Origin of the sequence: Methylobacterium oryzae (assembly GCF_036441375.1) — a bacterium.
Taxonomy (GTDB): Bacteria; Pseudomonadota; Alphaproteobacteria; order Rhizobiales; family Beijerinckiaceae; genus Methylobacterium; species Methylobacterium oryzae_A.
On record NZ_MLCA01000009.1, the window covers coordinates 23713 to 43089 of the forward strand.

Consider the following 19377-nt stretch of genomic DNA (forward strand, 5'->3'; position numbering starts at 1 on the left):
CTCGGTGTCGCACGCCAGATGTCTCTCGACCCGAACCCGCGACCCACGTCCGTCCCTATACACCCCCCCCCCGCCGCGACGCGAGAATGAACGTTCATTGACATGAGAATGAGCGCTCATTATCAGGCTGTGTAGGAATGATGGTGTCGAGCATGGCCTACGCATCCGCTGCCCACGTCGAAGCCCCCGCCGTTACGGCGGCGTTGCGCACCCTCGTGCGTCCGGCAAACCTGATCCTCGGCGCCATGGTGCTGCTGGGATGGGCGTGCCTGCTGTCCTGGACCGGCACCGGTCCGGGTGGCTGGCAGGCCCGGGCCTGCGCCGGCCTCGACCGCGCGCCTCGCGCCTGCACTGACCTCGTCCCGGCCAAAGACCAGTCCAGGGTCGCCCCGCGCGGGCCGGGCTTCGCGTCGTGAGCGCCGGGACGGCAATCGTCGTCGAGGCCACCGACGCCCAGACCGCGCGGCGCGAGCGCATCCTCGACGCGGCCGAGGCGTGCTTCGTCCGGGACGGCTTCCACCGCACCACGATGGCGGACCTCGCCCGCGAGGCCGCGATGAGCCAGGGCAACTTCTACCGCTACTTCGCCTCCAAGGAGGACATCGTCCTGGCGATGGCCGAGCGCGACCGCGCCCGCGGCGCCGCCCTCGTCGCCGAGATGGAGCGCGAGGGTGACCGCCTCGCGTCCCTGAACGGGATCCTCGAACGGTTCTTCACCGGCATCACCCGCGAGACCGCCGTCCTGCGCCTCGACCTTTGGGCGGAGACCACGCGCAACCCCGCCATCGCCGCGTTGGTCGACCGCAGCGAGGCCGAGGCCCGGGAGTGGCTGTGCGGGATGTTCGCGGTGCTCGCGATCTCGCCCGATTGCGACCCCGCTTCCATGTTCGAGGCGGTGAACCCGCTGATGAAGGGCATCGTCGTCGGTCGCGCCATCCTGCCGGGCTACGACCCGGCCCCCGCCGTCGCCCACCTCCAAGCGCTGATCGAAGCGGGCCTGAAGGGTGCGCTACCGCGGGTCACCACTGCCATTCCGGAGACCGGTCGATGACCCGCGCCGCCTTCCTCACCGCGCCCGTGCTGATGGCGATCGGCCTGTCGGCCGCCTCCGCCCGCGACGAGGCCCTCGCCAAGGCCAAGCCCGTCCTCGCACCCACCGTCAGCGTGGTCGAGGCGACCCGGCGCGAGACCGTGGAGACCGTGACGGTGACCGGAACCCTGGTGCCCCGCGACGAGATCCTGGTGACGCCCGAGATCGACGGCTACCGGGTGACCGAGGTGCTGGTCGAGGAAGGCGCGCGGGTCGCCAGGGGGCAGGTGCTGGCGCGCCTCGCCCGCGACCTGATCGACCGCCAGATCGCGCAGCAGGACGCGTTGGTGGCCAAGTCCGAGGCCGCCGTGCCCCAGTCCCAAAGCAACATCGAACAGGCCGAGGCCGCCGAGACCGAGGCCCGGCTCGGGCTCGAGCGGGCGCGCTCGCTCATGACGACCGGCAACACCACGGCGGTGGTGATGGAGACCCGGACCTCAGCCCTGCGCCAGGCCGAGGGCCGGCTCGCCTTCGCCCGCAACGGGCTGGCCATGGCCAAGGCCGACCTCGCCCAGGCCCGCGCCGTGCGTGACGAGCTGTCCCTTCGGCTCGCCCGCACCGAGATCCGCGCGCCGGAGGACGGCATCGTCAGCCGCCGGACGGCACGGGTCGGCCTCGCCGCCTCGGCCTCGTCCGAGCCGCTGTTCCGCCTGATCGCCCGCGGCGAGATCGAGTTGGAGGGCGAGGTCGTCGAGACCAAGCTGCCGCAGCTGCGCGAGGGCGCCCCGGCCTGGATCGAGCTCGGCGACGGCGGCCGCGTCGCGGGCCGCGTGCGGGCCGTCTACCCCGAGGTCGACAAGGCCACCCGCCTCGGCAAGGTTCGCGTGCGCCTCGACCCCGACCCGCGCCTGCGCATCGGGACCTTCGCCCGGGGTGGGGTCGAACTCGCCCGCAGCCGCGGCGTGAGCGTCCCGCAGGCCTCGGTGCTGTACGGCGGCGGACGCCGCAGCGTGCTCGTGGTCGCGGGCGACCGGGTCGAGGACCGCACCGTGCGCACCGGCATCGCCGACGAGGACGCCATCGAGGTCCGCGCGGGCCTGAACGAGGGCGAGCGGGTCGTGGCCCGGGCCGGCTCGTTCCTGCGCGACGGCGACCGGGTCAGGCCGGTGCTCGAAGCCGCGGCCCCCACGCCCGCGGTCGCCGCGTTGCCCGCCCCGCAGGACACCGCCGATGCCGGCGTGCCGTAAGCCGGCGCGTCCCCACCCCCATCCCGACGTCATGAGAGCCAGGGCCGCCCGATGCGCCTGAACGTCTCCGCCTGGGCGATCCGCAACCCCATCGCGCCGCTCGTCCTGTTCCTGGTGCTGGTCGTGCTCGGCCTCGTCAGCTTCCGCGGGCTCGCGGTGACGAAAATGCCCAACGTCGACGTTCCGATCGTCTCGGTGGCCATCACGCAGTCCGGGGCGGCGCCGTCCGAGCTGCAGACCCAGGTCACCAAGTGGGTCGAGGACTCGATCGCCGGCGTGCGCGGCGTCAAGCACATCACCTCGGCCATCACCGAGGGCTCCTCGGTGACCACGGTCGAGTTCCGGCTGGAGGTGAACACCGACCGCGCCGTCAACGACGTGAAGGACGCGGTCTCGAAGATCCGCATCAACCTGCCGCGCACCATCGACGAGCCGGTGATCAGCCGCGTCGAGGTCGCCGGCCTGCCGATCCTCGTCTACGGCGTGAAGGCGCCCGCGATGACGCCCGCCGAACTCTCCTGGCTGGTCGAGGACAAGGTCGCCCGCGCGCTCCAAGGCGTGAAGGGCGTGGGCGGCGTCGAGCGGGTCGGCGGCGTCGCGCGCGAGGTCCGGGCCGTGCTCCAGCCGGACAGGCTGCTGGCGCTGGGCATCACCGCCGCGGACGTGAACCGGCAGTTGCGCCTCACCTCCGCCGACATGGCGGGCGGGCGCGGCGAGGTCGGCGGGCGCGAGCAGTCGATCCGAACCCTCGCCGCCTCCCGCACCCTGCGCGACCTCAAGGCGACCTCCATCGTCCTGCCGGGCGGGCGCAAGGTCCGCCTCGACGACCTCGCCAGGGTGGAGGACGGCATCGAGGAACCCCGCACCTTCGCCCGCTTCAACGGCGAGCCGGTGGTCGCCTTCGCAGTCTCGCGCGGGGCGGGCGCCAGCGACGCCGAGGTCGCGGCCGGGGTGAAGAGGAAGATCGCCGAGTTCGAGGCGAGCTACCCCGACCTGCAGTTCGAGCTGATCGACTCCTCGGTCTCCTCGACCATCGGCTCCTACGATTCGGCCATGCACACCCTGATCGAGGGGGCGCTCCTCGCGGTCATCGTGGTGTTCCTATTCCTGCGCGATTGGCGCGCCACGCTCATCGCGGCGGTGGCGCTGCCGCTCTCGGTCTTCCCGACCTTCTGGGCGATGGACGCGCTGGGCTTCACGCTAAACGGCATCAGCCTGCTCGCGATCACCCTGGTGACCGGCATCCTCGTCGACGACGCCATCGTCGAGATGGAGAACGTCGTCCGGCACATGCGGCTGGGCAAGTCACCCTATCAGGCAGCCATCGAGGGCGCCGACGAGATCGGGCTCGCGGTCATCGCCATCACGGCGACCCTGATCGCGGTGTTCGCCCCGGTCTCGTTCATGCCGGGCATCGCCGGCCGCTACTTCATCCAGTTCGGCCTGACCATCGCGGTCTCGGTGTTCATGTCGCTGCTCGTGGCGCGCCTGATCACGCCGATGCTCGCCGCCTACTTCCTGCGCGATCACGGTCACCACGGCGAGCGCGAGGGACCGATCATGCGAGCCTACTCGCGCCTCGTCGGCTGGTCGGTGCGCCATCGGGTCGTCACGCTGTTAGCCGGCCTCGCGCTGTTCGCCGCCTCCATCGTGTCGACCGGCCTGCTGCCCTCGGGCTTCATCCCGAAGCAGGACAACGCCCGTACCCTGTTCATGGTCGAGCTGGCGCCGGGGGCGAAGCTCGCCGACACGGTGGCGGTGTCCGACCGTGTGGTCTCGCGTATCCGGGCGCTGCCCGAGGTGACCTCGGTCTTCGTCGATGGCGGCCGGCAGGTCGGCGGCAAGAAGGAGACCCGGCTCGCGACGCTGACGGTCAACCTCACGCCCAAGAACGCCCGCGCCAACCGGCAGTGGACGGTGGAGGCCGAGATAGCGGCGCTGCTCGCCGAGGAGCCCGACATCCGGTCCTGGAGCCTGCGGGACAGCGGCCAGCGCGACCTCGCCCTGGTGGTGAGCGGTCCCGACGCCGACGTCGTCACGGACGTCGCCGCCCGGCTGCAGCGCGACATGGCGGCCATCCCGCACCTCGTGGCGGTGATGTCGACGGCGCCGCTGAACCGCACCGAGGTCCGCATCCGGCCTAAGCCCGGCGTGGCGGCCGACCTCGGCGTCTCGACCGACGCCATCGCAGAAACCGTCCGCGTCGGGACCATCGGCGACATCGGCCTGAACCTCGCCAAGTTCAACGCCGCCGACCGCCAGGTGCCGATTCGTGTGCAGCTGCCTGAGAGCGCCCGCGGCGCGGTCTCGCGGCTGGAGAACCTGAAGGTACCGGCCAAGAACGGGGCCGCCGTGCCGCTGGGCGTGGTGGCCGACATCGAGCTCGACCAGGGCCCGGGCGCCATCGACCGCTACGACCGTGCCGTGCGCGTCGCCGTCGAGGCCAACATGGAGGGCTCGGAAGCCCTCGGCTCCCTCATCGCCGAGGCTTTGCAGACCCCCACCGCACGGAACCTGCCGCCGGGGGTGACCATCCGGCAGACGGGCGACGCCGAGATCATGCAGGAGGTGTTCTCGGGCTTCCTGATGGCAATGGGCGCCGGCATCATGATGGTCTACGCGGTGCTCGTCCTGCTGTTCGGCTCGTTCCTGCAGCCGCTGACCATCCTGTTCTCGCTGCCGCTCTCCATCGGCGGTGCCATCCTCGGCCTGCTCCTGTTCCAGATGCCGATCTCGATGCCGGTCGTCATCGGCATCCTGATGCTGATGGGTCTGGTGACGAAGAACGCGATCATGCTGGTCGACTTCGCGGTCGAGGAGATGGGTCGCGGCGTCGACCGGGTCACGGCCATCGTCGACGCCGGCCGCAAGCGGGCGCGCCCCATCGTGATGACGACCATCGCCATGGCCGCCGGCATGGTTCCGTCCGCGATGGCGTTCGGGGTCGGCGGCGAGTTCCGGGCGCCGATGGCGGTGGCGGTCATCGCCGGCCTCATCGTCTCGACCCTGCTCTCACTTGTCTTCGTACCGGCCGTGTTCCTGCTGATGGACAGCCTGAGCAGCCTCCTCGGGCGTCTGCTCGGCCGCTTCGTGGGCCCCCGGGACGACGCGACCGGGCACGCGGCGACCGCGCCGTAGGTCCCATCTTTCAATGATGTTTTTTAGGAATCCGATGACCGCTCCCATCCACCGCCTGGCCACGTTCGCCTTGGTGGCCGCCATCGCAGGTGCCACGTGCGGCAGGCCGAATGCGGCCCGCGCGGCCGAGCCGTTCGGCACCTGGCTCACGGAGGACGGTCGCGCCCGGGTCCGGACCGAGCGGTGCGGCTCCGACGCGACCCGCCTATGCGGGTACGTCGTCTGGGGCCGAGAGCCGAATGGCGAGGACGGCAAGCCGAAGATCGACCGCCACAACCCGGACCCGGCCAGGCAGGCCCGGCCCCAGCTCGGCCACCAACTGCTGCTCGGCCTGAAGCCGAACGCCGAGGGCCGGTTCGAGGGCAAGATCTACAACGCCGACAACGGCAAAACCTACGACGTGACGGTGTGGAGCGAGCAGCCCTCGGCCCTGACCGTGAAGGGCTGCATGCTGGTGTTCTGCGCCTCGCAGTCGTGGAAGCGCGTGGCCGATCTCGTCCCCGGCCAGCTCCAAGGGCCGACGGATGGCCAGGGCGGGCCGCGCTCGGAGCCGGAATGGGCATCGGGCGGCGGCCGCGCAGGCGCCACGCCCGCCGGCAAGCCGTCGGCCTATGGCGTGCCCGCTCATGCGCGGTGAGCGTCCCGTGATGACGCTCGCGTCCGCTTCCCGGACCCGGACGCATCCGGCCTGACGCCGAGGCTGCCGCGGGCGACCTACGGCTTGCCCTTCGGGGCGACGAACGGGTTGGTCTCGGTCGCCGACCCGTTCTTCGCGTAGCACGCCTCCAGCCGGTCCAGGCCCGCGGCGCTCTTATCCAGCGCGACCTTGATGGTCGCACCCTAGCCCTTAACGTCCAGGCCGTCGGCGAGCCTGAGCGACTTCAGGAACCGCTCGTCCTTGACCGGCAGGGACACGGCGTTGCCGGTGGCGGCGACCTCCGCCTGCAGCACGGACGAGCCCGCGGCCAGCTCCACCGGGTAGCTCCTGTCCCGCCCGAGCTTCCACTTCGGCGAGCTCATCGTTAGGTCCAGCCCGTCGCCGTCGCGGGTGAACCGGACGTCGACCCCGTCGTCGGTCGTCCGGGTCATCGTGCACCGCTCGAACTTGTTGCCCTTCGAGACCGCCTCGACCTTCCACGGACCGATGGCCACGGTCCCGTCCTGCGTCTGGGCGAAGGCTGGGGCGGCGAGCACGGTGGTGGCCGTCAGGACGAGGATGGCTGTGGTGGGTCGCATGCGGTTTTCCCGGGTGGTGAACCGGGTTCAGGTCGCGAGCGGGCCCCGGGGTTCCCCGCGCCGCGTCCGGCATCGGCCGTGGCCTGCGTCGCCCATCGGAGCGGGCCGGACGGCTACCCTTCGGCGTCGACCGCCATCCCCTTGTCCGCAAGTTGCCGCCGCGTCTCCACGGCCTTGCCGAAGGCGAGGCCCATGCCGGCCAGCACCCCGGGCGCCCTGGTGAACTGGACGTTGGCGTAGTCGACGATCTCGATGCGGTTGCCCCACGGGTCGAGGAAATCCACGAACGCACCCTCGACGAGCCGCGCGCCGGCGGCCTCGTCGAGAGCCTTGGCCCGGGAGCGGTCATCGACAACCAATCCGAAATGCCCCTCGGGCCGGAAATCGACCGGGCGCGTGGCCGCCGCGGCGGTCTCGGCCAGGGCGAGGAACTGGTCGCCCATGTCGAGGAAGGCCATGTCCGGCGCCCGGCCGCGCTGGGTGAACGCGAAGATCGCCCCGTAGAAAGCGAGCGCCGCGTCGAGGTCGCCGACCTCCAGGGCGACGTGGTTCACGCCGACCAGCCGCGGCTTGCCCACGTCAGCCACGGCCGCCCGATCCCTCGGTCCCGTCCGGTTCCGAGCCGGCGTCGCCGCCGCCGGACCCTGGTGCGGCGGGATCGGGCGCGGGCGGAAGGTCGAGCGGAGGAAGCCGGCCGGGGCTGGGAGGCGTCGGCAGGCCGATGTCCTCGGTGGCCGGCGGCACGCCCTCGGGCAACTCGCGTTCGTCCGGCATCGCATCCTCCTGCAGCACCGCTTCGAAAGTCGGGCGGACGCGGTCGACCGTCAACGCCCCATCACCCGCGGGATCGAGTTCCGCAGCCTCGAGTAGCCTCGCGTCGAGGCGGGCCACGGGATCGCGTTCCGCAGCCTCGAGTAGCCTCGCGTCGAGGCGGGCCACGCCGCATCGTCCCACGGCCGTCGCACCCGGAGGCACCCGTCCGGCAGGGCGTCGGCGGACGGGCCGACGGGCGCCCAGGCCGTCATCACCGGCAGGCCACCCGCCCAACCCTCCGAGGCAGGCTCCGCCGGGCAGCCGAAGTGTGCCGCCGCCCTGGCGAGCGCGTCCCCCATGGCCTCGTCGTCCGCGACCTTTACCGCGTCTGAGGCCCCGTCCGCATGGGTCGTCACGCCACTCACCCGGACCACCCGTGCCGCGCCGAGCGGCAAGCTCTCCGGGTGCAGGTCGTCGAGGTGAAGCAGCAGCGCGACCTCGCCATCCGGGATCGCATCCGCGTCCGGCAGCGGCACCTCGCGCGGGGGCATCTCCTCGTCGAGCGACCGGGCGCCCTCGTCGAAGCCCGCGGGGGCGTGGCGTCCGTCCGTGTGCCGTCGGATGTTGTCCGCCCGCGCGAGGTAGTGCTTGCCGCGGGTGTGCAGGCTGGCGACCCAGCGCCAGGACAGCGTGTTGCTCGCCGGGTCGCCGTCGAGAAGGTGGCGCATGAAGAAGTCCGCGCCGAGCTTCCAGGGCAACCGTAGGGTGAAGATCCAGATCGAGGCGAACCACATCCGGACGCGGTTGTGCAATCGAAGAGCCACGTGGCGGAGTGGAAGGGCGAGAACTTCGACCGCCTGCTCAGCGCCCATGTCGGCTATGCCCGCGCGGCCATCGCCATCGATGAGCGGCGCAAGGACTTCGATCGCGTGAGGTGGGGCCCCACCGAGGCCTGCCCGCCGCGGGCGCCGGGCGTGCCGGACCAGTTCCGGCAGTTCTGGTTCGCCGGCAACCACTCGGACATCGGCGGCGGCTACGAGGAGACCGAGTCCCGCCGGTCCGACATCGCGCTCCGGTGGATGCTGGGGCAGGCCGTCGGCGTCCCGGACGGCCACGAGGTGGACGGGATGCCGGCCGTCGCCGATCCGCGCCACCCGGTCGAGGTGATGCGGATCCCGCGCCTGCGCCTGCACCCGTCCGCCGCCGGAGTGCAGCACTGCGAGGTGTCCGGCATGCGGGACGCCATCGCGGCGCGCGTCTCGGCCTCCTGGGTGCCGGGCTAGGTACGGCGCTGGGCGCCAGGCCGGACCTGGGAGGCCAAGGACCGGGACATCAAGCCCGACGCGACTGTGCACCCGAGCGTGGAGGAGCGCTTCCGCTTAGCCGCGGTGGTACAGTGCGATGGGTCTGCCCCCTATCGGCCGGCGGCACTGGCCCATCATGTGCGGTTCAAGCAATTTTATTGAGTTCCATGGCGGCCGCAGAACAGCAGGAGAGACCTGATGTCCAAGATCAAGGGTAGGAACGATGGCCCTGGAGGCCGCAACGAGCATTACGACGTCGGATCGCGCAAGAACGTCCCACGACGCAACGTGGTCGCGGAGATCAAGCGCGGCGAGCATCCCGACAGCCACGTCGTGAAGATCAACGGAAGGGAATACGCCCGCGACAATCCCGACGACTCCACTCACGACAACGTCAACAGGGACAGATAGTCTGCCTGGTTTCGGGACCCTCACCGAGGGTGGTCCGATGGCAATTCCGGCCGCCGGTCGCCCCGAAGGCCATGCCGCCGTCCGATCGAGGCCGCGACAGACGGCGCGATGGCATCGGCGGGGCATCGGCGGATCCGGCCGGCGGCCTCGTGCCACGCCCTGGACCGCTGCGGCGCTTGGTCGACGAGCCGCATCGGACCTGCCGGTTGCGCTGCATCGAGGCGAGTGGGTAAGGACCATGAAATCCGTCCTGGCCGGCACCTCCCGCGTGCACGGACGCGCCCCCCTTGGCACCGAGGCGCGATCCATCGGGGGGGGCGAACGGAATTTCCGGAACTGGGTTCGATGGATCGGTTGAGGGCCTTCGGAAGGTGGATCGCCGCCACGCGCTTCATGAGATGGGCGCGACGGTACGATTGGCGCGTTTGGACGATCGTCCTCGCGCTCGCCATCTCGGTCGTCGTCACGGCGGCGATCTACTGGCGCTACGGCATTCCGTCCCCGGACACGCACTGGGGATCCGTTTTCGCGTCCTGGGTGGGCGGCGTGGCCCTGTTCCTCGTGGTCGGGGTCGCGAGCGCCATAACGTCGGCCGCGAGACCCGAGATGGAGTCGTTCGACACGCGGGCCCGCATCCTGTTCAGGAAGCAGAGCGGACGTCACATCGATTACATCGTCGGGAGGGTCCACCAGGTCCTGGAGCACTATGCCGACACCACGCACCGGCGGGTCGTCGTGAGCGAGTATCACGAGGGCGAACGCAAGTTCCTCGTATCGGTGGAAACCGCCGTATCGGTGCGGAGCTACATCGACGACGTTCCATCGTCGTACGCATCCAGCATCCGGATCAAGGAGGTGACGGCGGCACCTCCCGGAAGGGCGAACCGGCTGGTGTACCTACGGGCGGACGATCGCTCGCTCGGTGCGGGAACCGAGATAGTGGACCTCGTCGACAAGCCGTTCGAGACGACCATCCAGGCCGGATGCCCTTGCATCGTCAAGAACAAATGGGAGCGTGGGTCTCCGCCGATACGGAGTCGAGCAGGTTCAGGCCGGCCCGGTATTCGCAGGCGGTGTTTCTCGAAATCGAGAACAACCTTCACGATGGCCGCGAGATCGTCGTCAGATTCTACGATGGTCACAACGTCATTAATGAATTGAAAATACCCTCGGGGGAAGTCAGGAAAGCCATCGAAGTCAAGGACGTGCCTCCTGCTCAACAGGTCTACGATTTCCGCATCTCACTCGCTTGACACCATCGAAGCCGCTCCCTAACTTTCCTCTCTAACAGAAGGATCCTGCCATGAAGCGTCCTGACGAAATCGGCATCTGAGCCGTACCGGCCTTCGTGATCATGCACCGTCCCGCTGGGGCGAGCACCATCATGGGCGCGAAGCTATGCAAGGCACGGGTGACCGTGCCTTTTTTTTTGGCCCTTGAGGCTGTCGCGTTCGGCCTCCGGTCGAGCCGGGACGTCGGTCGCACATTAGACGGTTTGGCTCCGGGCATACCGAACCACGCCTGCCAAGTCGTGCTGCGTCCGTCGTCCAAGGCTGACGCTCCCGTGACGAAGCCGGGCGGAGCGGCCTCCCGGTCCCTCCACGGCACCCCGCGCCTCTCATCGGATCGCCGCTTTCCCACGATCCCGATACAGCCGAAGCGGATGTGGTGGCGGGCCCTGTCGACGCGCCGCACACGACCGTCGAAGCCGGGGCGCAGGCCCGTCGGAGGTTCGCCCCCAGGCGGCGCAGGACCGAGCCTCGTCGCCGGGGAGGCGGGGCACCGTGGACGTTTGCTCGAGCTCGACGACGGTCGAGACCACAGGCCCCCGCGCCGCTTCGGCAACGTGCGCCGGCCACACGAGCGGAGCCGTACCCGGCGACGCGCCCTTTCGGCGCATGGGGCGGACACCCGCGGATCCGGGGGGCGCTCGTACCCGACTGCGCCAAACTGGCGGGCCGAGCCGGCAGGGACGGCCAGCGCGTGCATTGGTCCTGGCCGTGCGTCCGCCGCGCATCCGCCGACGGGGCTGAGACCGGGCTTCCTCGTCCGCCTTCAGGAACGCGGTGGGCCGCCTGCCTCATGGACGGGGGCCGATCAACGACGGCCGAGCGGCACGAGCACCTCGCGCAGTCGATCGGGGCGTCCTCGGCGCGGTAAGCGCGCCGGTCGCGGTCCGGCTCTTCGTGTCGGTCCGCCGCCGGGCGCCGGCGAGGCCCTACCCCGTTCCACTCGGCACTCACCCGGCATCGTACGGAGGCATGGACGACCGTGCTTCGACGATGGGGACTGGCCGAGCCTGCCAGCGCGACGCCGGGCGGCGGTACGGTCAGGCCTTGGCGGCTGTCCCACCCGGGATTCGGCGCGGTCCGAGCGGCTTCGCCCGGTCGAGATTGCGCCGTGACGTGGCTGATCGGACAATGCGTCTCGGCGGATTCGCAATCGGGGTCCGTGCCGAGCTTCGCAAGACGGATTGCCGTCCCCATGACCGACATCGACCTCTTCGAGCATCGGCTCGCGACCACGGCCGCGGGTGTCCACCTCTTCATGCTGGCCCATGAGGTCCGGATGGACCCTGGGAACCGGGTCTGGGCGGGGCCTTCGGGGAACGCGAACCACAGGACCGCGCGCGACGAGATGTGGGAGCTGAAGGTCGACCTCCAGCGACTCGAGAGCGGATGGGCCCCGGACGACGACGAACTCGCCGGCACGCCCCGCCTGGAGCTTTGGGGAATCACGTTCCGCGGGGGCGAGCTGCTCTGGCGCCTGATGGGCGCCCCCTACGAGGCCGCGCGCGACCTGCCCGGCGTCGCGGACGGCGAAACCATGTGCACGATGCAGATCCTGGCCATCGACGACGGCTTCACCTGGGCGCGGGACCGCCGGGGCTTCTACCGCTTGGGCGAGCCCCGCGGGTGAACGTCCGCGGCTGACCACGGTCGCCGAACCCTGCCGCACCCCGGAACCGGCGAGACATGCGATCAGGCGTGGAACGATCGCTCGGCCGGATGGCCGGCGGCCTCGCCTGCCTGATCCCGGCCAACACGGCCGTCGACCGGCCGGTCACGCCCGCGGCCTCCATCGCCCGCGGCCTCCATCGTCAAACCGCTCGCGAGATAGTGCGACGGACTCCGTTGTTCCGCCGAGCACCGCCGTCGTCACCCCGCAGGGCAAGCCAACTCCGTGCGCCCGCATCTCGGCAGGGTGCGGCCCCGCCCTCAGCCATGGGGACGGAAGTGAGGTCGCCCGGCATGACGTGGCCGGCGAGGTTGCGGAGGGACGCCGCCCGGAGGCTCGTCGCCTAAGCCACCACGGTTCGGAGCGAAACGAACAGCGCCGTCAACTCGGCCGGGAAGCCCGGGAAGACGAAGCGACCCGTCGAGCCGTTCGGATGCTTCGCGAACAACGCGGCCGCCATCCAGCCGCGCCTGTGCGCTTCGACGCCCGGGGGGCCACGGAAGCTCTTGGCGCCCTCACGGATCGACGCCCACCGCGCCGAGGACAGCGTACGCCCCGACGTCACGTCGCCGGTCCCCCGCCGATGTCCGGAACCAGCGCAGCTTACCCTTCGACGCGTGCGGGTTGGAAGAACGTCACGGCATCGCCATGGACGAAGATCGCGTCCGCGTCGTCGGTGGGCAATCCCGCCGGTCCGAGTCCGCCGCGCACCGTGCCATGCGCGGTGTTGAAAGCCATCTGCTCGCCGATGACGTACCCGTATCGTAGGTATCCCGCCCCGTGGAGGCCATCGGTCCCCCGAGGGTATTTGGCGAACAGCTCCTTGTTGTAGGGCGGTCTCAAAAGGTTCACGAAAGCCTTCTCGGCATCGGCGACGATGCGCTTGCCGTCATAGTTCCCGCTGAAATCCTCCCGGTCGAAATCGTGATCGGGGTCGAACGTCTGGAAGATGAGCGGATCGGCCCTGAACATGATCAGGAACGTCTCGTCGGAGGGGCGCGCGCCGGGATGGCGCTGCGGTTCGCTCGCCAGGATGTTCATTCGGGCGACGTGGCCGCGCTTCAGGAGCCTGTCGAAACTGTCGCCGGCCCTGGCGATCCCCACGTACAACAGATCGTAGGTCGCAAGCTCCCGGGAATTCTCCAAGCCGTAGATGCCGGGTCGGCCACGCGCGGCGTCCCAAAGCAGCTTTTCCGTCGTGAACCACTCGACGATCTCCGACCCGGCCGCATCGGCTGGACCGTCCCAGACCTTGAAGCCGCTGCCAGCCTGGTCGACCTGGATGTGGATCTCCGTGCCTACCATGGCCGCCACACCGGGCAACTCCTCGATATGGATGCGCACCGGCGTCGGATCGCCACCGCCGATCACGAACCCGAAGCTCAGCACGTTGGCCCGGGGATCGACCTCCGGGCCGACCAGTCGCGCCTGCGCGCGGCCAACGATCATGTAGAAGTCGCTCGTCCGAAGGATCTCCTCGACGTCGGGGATGCGTTGCAGCCCGGCGGCGTCTGCATTGGAGATCGGCGGGTAGACCGTACGGAGCGTGGTGAGCTTGGTCTTGGTCGAGGCCATGGCCCGACCATACCAGGGCACCCCGTGCGACGCCATTTGCCTGGCGCCGCCCCCTGCCGGACGCATCAGGCGGCCGCCCCGTCACGGGCATGCATCGCAAGGCTTGGCGGCATGTGGCTCGTCGGCACTTCGGGACGGCCGGCCGTCGCTCGGCGGAGGAATGGCGTCGCGGGTGGCTGGCCATCTGCGGGCTGTCGGGCCGGCCGGAGCGCGTCGGCAGGAGGCAGGGCGGCGTTCCGCGGGCGGCGGTGACGAGGTCACGCCTCGTACCGATCTGGGCGCGATTCGTCGGGCCTCGACCGCTCGCCAAACCCCTTTGCGCCGGATCGGCAGCTCATCACCGATTTCCACAGACGCCGGGCCGGGCCGCAGGTCGACGGCGCCGCGACCCGCCTGTAACATTCGTTCCTAGCCAAGACCTTCCGACGACGTCACACCACGCGCTCGCTGCGCCTTCGGCCCGCGTCCCCGCATGCGTGGCGCAGCCCGCCGTCGTCCATTTGCCGGCCCGTAGTCCCCCGGGACGTGTCCCCCGGCCACATCGGCCCGACGAACGCCATTCGAGAGGATCGACATGAGCCATCGCCCGCAAGGCGCGATGCCGCACGCCCGTGCGGCATCGGACGAGGTCGCCGTCCTGCATCCCGCCGTGGACGAGTTTTTGGACGCGTTGGCGCGGTGGCGCTTTGCGCGGGCCCTGGCCGAGGATGCCCGCCGCGTCGACGACGCCTCCGCCCGGGGGCATCGGCCGGTGCGGGCCCGGACCGCCGGGGACGACGGTCCAGGCTTTCGAACCAGCGACTTCCCGGATGCAATACAGTCGTAAACTTTGCCATGGCGGCGATGACGAAGTTGTTCCAAGGATCGCGTGCGCCGTTCACGCGGACTTGGCTCCGGATCAACTGCCCGGGGCGATCAGGCGCATCCGTAACGGAGACCCCATCCATGCCAAGAACGACCCCCACGCCCGTCGACAGCCCCGTGGACGGGCCGGCGCCCGAGGCACTGCGCACGACCCTGCTTTCGACCGTGCCGGCCGCCATGCGGACCAAGGTGGGCGCCGAATCGTACGTCGCCTTGGTCGACGGGCGCCTGTGCCTCTACTACACGCGCTTCTCGACGGCGCGGCAGACCGACCTCAGCACGGAGCGCCAGATCGAGGACTGCGAGCGGTACCGGGAGGCGGCCGGCCTCACGCTCGCCGAGGACGGGATCTACTCGGACGAGGCCCGGTCGGGCCTCTACATGATCGGGCGGGAGTCCCTCGCCGGGATGCTGGCCCGCGTCGAGAAGGGGGACATCAAGGTCGTCGTCATCGCGGACCCGTCCCGCCTGGCCCGCGACGCGGTCGACCTCGCCTGGCTGCACCGCGAGCTGCACCGGCTCGGGGTCGAGCTGCACGCGGCGAAGGACGGCAAGCTCGACGCCACGAAGATCGCCGTCTACGGCATCGTCAGCCAGTCGACGGTCGACCAGATCCTGCACAACACCAGCCACGCACGCCGTGCGATGGTCCGGATGCTGCTCGTCCCATGGGGCGCCAAGAACTTCGGATTCGAGCGCGACGGCCACGTCCGCGGCATGGTCAAGGTCTGCGAGGCCGAGAGGGCGATCGTCCTGGAGATCTTCCGCCTCGCCAAGCAGGGCGTGCCCTATGCCGAGATCGCGCGCATCCTGAACGCCGAGGGGAAGATCGGCCGCCGCAAGAATCCCTGGACCGGGCAGATGATCGCCCTGGTGCTCCGCAACGTGCTGTATCGCGGCATCATCGCCTACAGCCGCCGCAAGCACGTCAGGGACCACTCCACGCTCAAGTACAAGTGGACGTTCCGCCCGGTGAACGAATGGGTGGTGGGGTTTGCGGAGCACCTGGCCATCGTGGACGACGAGCTCTGGGCGGCGAGCCGGCCGCCGGAGCGTCCGCCCTCGGTCGAGGCGCGTGCGCCGGCCCGCAAGGGCGGTTTCCTCCTGTCGAACCTCGTCAACTGCCCGGAGTGCGGCAAGCACATGAAGGCCATGGGCGACGGTGGCTCCGGATCGGGCAACCGGTTCATCTGCTCGGACTACGAAAACAACAAGGAATGCCAGAACGGCCGCTCGTGGAAGATGCCCTGGATCGAGGCGGCCACCCTGCGTGTCCTGGCCGACACGCTCGACGACCGCTCGCTCCACGAGCCCTACCTACGGAAGCTGGCCGCGGAGGCCGGGCGGGCCGCGGCCGAGGTCGCCGCACGGCGACCGGAGCTGCAGCGGACCGTCGACCGGCTCTTCCAGGAGCTGAGGGACAGCTACGACCCGGGCAACGTCGAGAATCTCCCGAAGGCCATCGTGCTGCAGATCCGGTCGGATCTGTCCGCCCGATACGAGGAGTCGTCGCAGGCCCTGTCGAACCTCGCCTCCCCCCACGCCGCCATCGACGTGGCGGCGCGCGTGGCCGAGCTCGGCGACCTGTCGGACAGCTTGCGGGAGATCTCGTCGGGCGAGGCGATCGACCTCGGCACGCCCGAGGGGCTCCGGCTGAAGGGGGCCATCCGGGGACTGCTTCGGGGCGTCGTCCCGACGCCCGACCCGAACTCCCGGGGCGTCCGGGTCGAGGTCACCCTCGCCGAGATGGGTTTCTACGATGCGTCGCCTGCGGCCAAGGAAGGGCCGTCCCGGGTCGTGAGCGGCACCCACGTGCCGCCGTCCCTGGCGGAGATGCGTCTCGCGACGGCACGGAAGAAGGCCGCGCGCCTGCTGGATTCCGGCGTATGCACCCTCGCGGACGAGACCTGGGAGGCGATACGTCCGCTCGTGCCGGCGGCGGCGGTCCGGGCGCTCGGTCCCGGGGCCGGCGACGGACGTCGCCTCGTCGAGGCGACGCTGCTCCGGCTGCGGCTCGGACGTCCCTGGGCGGCGATCCCGTCGACCTACGGCAGCCCCACCGCCCTGGAGGCGGGCATCGGCAAGCTGGTTGACTCGGACGCGTGGGACGGGATCCTCTCGATCCTCGGAACGCGGGAACCCAGCCTGCTCGACGGCCTCGAACTGGTCCGCGCCGGCCATGTCTCCAAGCCGACCGGCGCCCGACGGAGGCTGTCGACCGGCTCCCTGACGCGCGCGGGGCGCGGCGCCATCGTCAGGCTCGTCTCGCGCCCCCAGGGAGCGACGCTCGAAGAGATCGCCGCCGAGACCGGCCAGGGCAAGCAAGCGATCCGGACCGCCTTGACGCGCCTCCGTAAGCTCGGGCTCCACGCCAACAGGGCCTGGCGTCCCGACGGTAGCGGCGCATGGCACGCCATGCCGATCGAGGCCGGGGCCGTCCCGCGGCCGGGATCGCCGATGGGCACCTCGACGATCCTCCGCCCCGACGGCGGACGAAGCGCCCCCCCGGCAGCTCCCGACAGGCGGCCGGCAGGCGTGGCGGCGCCCCGTGGCCGTCGGGCGGCACGACCGACGAAGGCCCCGGCCGCCAGGCTACCGGCGGCGGCGCGGAGATCCGCATAGGGCCAGGCGGCTCGTGCGCCCGGGAAGGCATGCGCGGGCACCGCCCGTCCGCGTACGCCCTCCCGGGGGGGCGATCCGCGAACGGGCCGAGCCGGGGCGACGGCCGCGACATCACGGGACGACGAAGGAGGACGATCATGGCCCAAGACACCGATGCCGCGCGGACCGCATCGCCCGGGTGCCGGAGAGAGAACACCGGCGCGGCGGCGACGGGGACTGCCGCCGCTCCCCGCGGCCCGGTCAGGCGGGATCGGACGGCCACGCGGCGCCGGCCCCGTGCGGCGATCTACGTCCGCCGGGGGGACCGCGCGGATCCGGAGGCGGGCGCCCGCCAAGTCCGGGCCTGCCGCTCCGCCCTGGCGGACCACGGCCTGGGGTCGCTCATCGTCGACGTGTTCGAGGACTGCGCCCGGGCCCACGCCGCCGCCGCGCGTCCGGGCCTCGACGCCCTGCTGCGCGCCGTTCGCTCCGGCCGCTATCGCGCCAGGCCGTGTCAAAACGCCGAGAATCGGCTTTGTGCTGGGGTGCCGCCCCAATTTTGCGAGAATAGGCGCTCCACCGTTTGGATCGACCCTTTGTGGTCGCGCATCCGTTTGAGTTGAAGGCGCTGCTGGACGGCTTTTCAGCCCCTCGGTGAACGATCAAAGGCCTTCACTCAGGCGGGGATCGCTGCCAAGAGCTTCCGGCTTCCCATGATGTTGAGAACCCGCGTCAGATTGTAGGCCAGGACCTGGAGTGCCATCTCGGTCGAGACGCGCGGCAAGGTCTTGGTCAAGAAGTGCGTCGCCCCCATCCGTGCCTTCAGCGTGCCGAAGGGGTGCTCGACCGTCTCGCGCCGGACCCGCATGGCCAGCGGATCGCCGTCCAACCGGCGCTGCACGGCCTCCAGCACGTCCTCGTGCTCCCACCGGGTCACCCGGCGCTCCTTGCCTGTCGTGCACGCTCCCTTCATCGCGCAGGCCGAGCAGACATTCGTCCAGTACCGATGCAGGGTCAGGCCATTCTCCACCGAGGTGTACCGATGGGACAGCGTCTGACCCGCCGGACACAAGTAGGTGTTGTCCTGACGACGGTAGAGGAAATCATCCTTGCCGAAGCGCCCGACGGCCTTTGCGCCCGAGGTCATCGGTCGGGGCAGCGTCACGGCGATGCCGGCGCGTTCGCAGGCCAGGATCTGTTCACTGGAATAGTAACCCCGGTCAGCCACCGCATCGAGCGTGTCCGCTTCCAGAGCTTCTTTGGCCCGCGCGGCCATGCCGCTGAGCTGCGCCCGGTCCGAGCCGGCATTGGTGACCGCGTGCGCGACGATCAGGTGATGCTCGGTCTCGACCGCCACCTGGACGTTGTAACCCACCACGCCCGATCCACGACCGCTGGTGGCCATGGACCGCGCGTCGGGATCGGTCAGCGAGACCTGCCGGTCGGGCGCGGCCTTCATCTGCTCTTCCAACCCCGCCAGCCGCTCCATCTCCTGTCCGAGGCGGGCGATCTTTTCCTTCAGCCGCTCCACCTTGGTTGCCAGTTCCGGCGTGGGGTCCTGACGATCGGCTGTGTCGAGCTGCGAGAGGTAGCGTGACACGCTCTCCTCGATCTGCTGGCGACGCCGGTCGAGCTTGCCTTGCGTGAAGTTGCGGTCGCGATTGTTGACCGCCTTGAACTTCGAGCCGTCGATCGCGACGCACGTCCCCGTCAGTAGGCCCATCGTGCGGCACAGGGCGACAAAGCGGGCACAGACTCGCCCGATGGCGGGGCCGTTCTGCCGACGGAACTCGGCAATGGTCTTATGATCGGGCGACAGCTGGCCGGTCAGCCACATGACCTCGACGTTGCGGCCCGCCTCGCGCTCCAGGCGTCGGCTCGACGGGACCCGGTTGAGATAGCCGTAGACGTACAGCTTCAGCAGGGCGGCCGGATGGTAGCCCGGTCGACCCGTGCGTGCCGCATCGACACCCGCAAAGCCGAGCGCGCCGAGTTCCAGGGCCTCCACAAAGGCATCGACGACGCGGACAGGATTGTCCTCGGCGATCCAGTCCTCAAGACAAGGCGGAAACAGCGTCGTCTGATCGCGCTCGGCACCGACAACGAACCGTCCCATGCCATCCTCCGGTCGTGCAGAGGAAAGCTACCACCTTCGGGGTTTTGACACAGCCAGGCGCGATGGCCGTCACGGACGCCTCGCGGCTGTCGCGGGATGTCCGCCAGCTCGATTCCCTGCTCGGTGAGTTGGGGCGGACGCGCT

General features: G+C 70.3%; 17 protein-coding genes. 11 read left to right on the plus strand and 6 right to left on the minus strand.

Annotation, left to right across the window (positions count from 1 at the left end; translation table 11 throughout):
* Nucleotides 1–152: 152 nt before the first annotated feature.
* The 5 genes from MOTC310_RS17810 to MOTC310_RS17830 are packed head-to-tail and all read left to right on the plus strand — an operon-like array spanning nt 153 to nt 6052.
* The gene (locus MOTC310_RS17810; RefSeq protein WP_331302756.1) at nt 153–416 is read left to right on the plus strand and encodes a hypothetical protein; all 264 of its coding nucleotides are present in this window, start codon (nt 153–155) and stop codon (nt 414–416) included.
* The gene (locus MOTC310_RS17815) at nt 413–1051 is read left to right on the plus strand and encodes a TetR/AcrR family transcriptional regulator (protein ID WP_331302757.1); all 639 of its coding nucleotides are present in this window, start codon (nt 413–415) and stop codon (nt 1049–1051) included. Before MOTC310_RS17810 ends, MOTC310_RS17815 begins: the two co-directional genes overlap by 4 nt.
* A complete protein-coding gene (locus MOTC310_RS17820) occupies nt 1048–2277 on the plus strand; it encodes an efflux RND transporter periplasmic adaptor subunit (protein WP_331302758.1) in 1230 nt (409 codons plus the stop codon). Before MOTC310_RS17815 ends, MOTC310_RS17820 begins: the two co-directional genes overlap by 4 nt.
* Before the next feature lie 51 nt (nt 2278–2328).
* Nucleotides 2329–5415, plus strand: coding sequence for an efflux RND transporter permease subunit (locus MOTC310_RS17825; protein WP_331302759.1), 3087 nt, complete (start codon nt 2329–2331; stop codon nt 5413–5415).
* A gap of 34 nt (nt 5416–5449) precedes the next feature.
* A complete protein-coding gene (locus MOTC310_RS17830) occupies nt 5450–6052 on the plus strand; it encodes a DUF2147 domain-containing protein (RefSeq protein WP_331302760.1) in 603 nt (200 codons plus the stop codon).
* A gap of 203 nt (nt 6053–6255) precedes the next feature.
* On the opposite strand, the gene MOTC310_RS17835 is transcribed toward MOTC310_RS17830, so the two are convergent.
* The 4 genes from MOTC310_RS17835 to MOTC310_RS17850 all read right to left on the minus strand — a co-directional run bounded on the left by MOTC310_RS17835 (nt 6256) and on the right by MOTC310_RS17850 (nt 8216).
* A complete protein-coding gene (locus MOTC310_RS17835; RefSeq protein WP_331302761.1) occupies nt 6256–6651 on the minus strand; it encodes a hypothetical protein in 396 nt (131 codons plus the stop codon).
* A gap of 113 nt (nt 6652–6764) precedes the next feature.
* Nucleotides 6765–7238: a VOC family protein gene (locus MOTC310_RS17840; RefSeq protein WP_331302762.1), complete on the minus strand. Its 474-nt coding sequence runs from the start codon at nt 7236–7238 to the stop codon at nt 6765–6767.
* Nucleotides 7231–7479 carry a hypothetical protein gene (locus tag MOTC310_RS17845; protein ID WP_331302763.1) on the minus strand — a complete coding sequence of 83 codons (249 nt, stop codon included), beginning with the start codon at nt 7477–7479 and terminating at the stop codon, nt 7231–7233. Before MOTC310_RS17845 ends, MOTC310_RS17840 begins: the two co-directional genes overlap by 8 nt.
* Entirely contained in the window at nt 7476–8216 is a 741-nt protein-coding gene (locus MOTC310_RS17850; protein WP_331302764.1) for an FAD-binding domain-containing protein, read from the minus strand. The genes MOTC310_RS17845 and MOTC310_RS17850 overlap by 4 nt, the downstream gene beginning before the upstream one ends.
* On the opposite strand from MOTC310_RS17850, the gene MOTC310_RS17855 reads away from it, so the two are divergent.
* The 4 genes from MOTC310_RS17855 to MOTC310_RS17870 all read left to right on the plus strand — a co-directional run bounded on the left by MOTC310_RS17855 (nt 8211) and on the right by MOTC310_RS17870 (nt 12038).
* Nucleotides 8211–8687, plus strand: coding sequence for a DUF2235 domain-containing protein (locus MOTC310_RS17855; RefSeq protein ID WP_331302765.1), 477 nt, complete (start codon nt 8211–8213; stop codon nt 8685–8687). The two genes, MOTC310_RS17850 and MOTC310_RS17855, sit on opposite strands and share 6 nt — an antisense overlap.
* Before the next feature lie 219 nt (nt 8688–8906).
* Nucleotides 8907–9119: a hypothetical protein gene (locus MOTC310_RS17860; protein ID WP_331302766.1), complete on the plus strand. Its 213-nt coding sequence runs from the start codon at nt 8907–8909 to the stop codon at nt 9117–9119.
* Nucleotides 9120–9464: 345 nt separating this feature from the next.
* Complete coding sequence (locus MOTC310_RS17865; protein WP_331302768.1) at nt 9465–10280, plus strand: hypothetical protein; 816 nt, start codon at nt 9465–9467, stop codon at nt 10278–10280.
* A 1323-nt stretch (nt 10281–11603) separates the two neighbouring features.
* Entirely contained in the window at nt 11604–12038 is a 435-nt protein-coding gene (locus MOTC310_RS17870) for a hypothetical protein (RefSeq protein WP_331302769.1), read from the plus strand.
* A gap of 642 nt (nt 12039–12680) precedes the next feature.
* On the opposite strand, the gene MOTC310_RS17875 is transcribed toward MOTC310_RS17870, so the two are convergent.
* Complete coding sequence (locus MOTC310_RS17875) at nt 12681–13652, minus strand: hypothetical protein (protein WP_331302770.1); 972 nt, start codon at nt 13650–13652, stop codon at nt 12681–12683.
* Nucleotides 13653–14226: 574 nt separating this feature from the next.
* On the opposite strand from MOTC310_RS17875, the gene MOTC310_RS17880 reads away from it, so the two are divergent.
* Complete coding sequence (locus MOTC310_RS17880; protein ID WP_331302771.1) at nt 14227–14478, plus strand: hypothetical protein; 252 nt, start codon at nt 14227–14229, stop codon at nt 14476–14478.
* 119 nt (nt 14479–14597) lie between these two features.
* Nucleotides 14598–17138, plus strand: coding sequence for a recombinase family protein (locus MOTC310_RS17885; RefSeq protein WP_331302772.1), 2541 nt, complete (start codon nt 14598–14600; stop codon nt 17136–17138).
* A 655-nt stretch (nt 17139–17793) separates the two neighbouring features.
* Here the strand turns inward: MOTC310_RS17885 and MOTC310_RS17890 are convergent.
* The gene (locus MOTC310_RS17890) at nt 17794–19233 is read right to left on the minus strand and encodes an IS1182 family transposase (protein ID WP_149314502.1); all 1440 of its coding nucleotides are present in this window, start codon (nt 19231–19233) and stop codon (nt 17794–17796) included.
* Nucleotides 19234–19377: the final 144 nt, after the last annotated feature.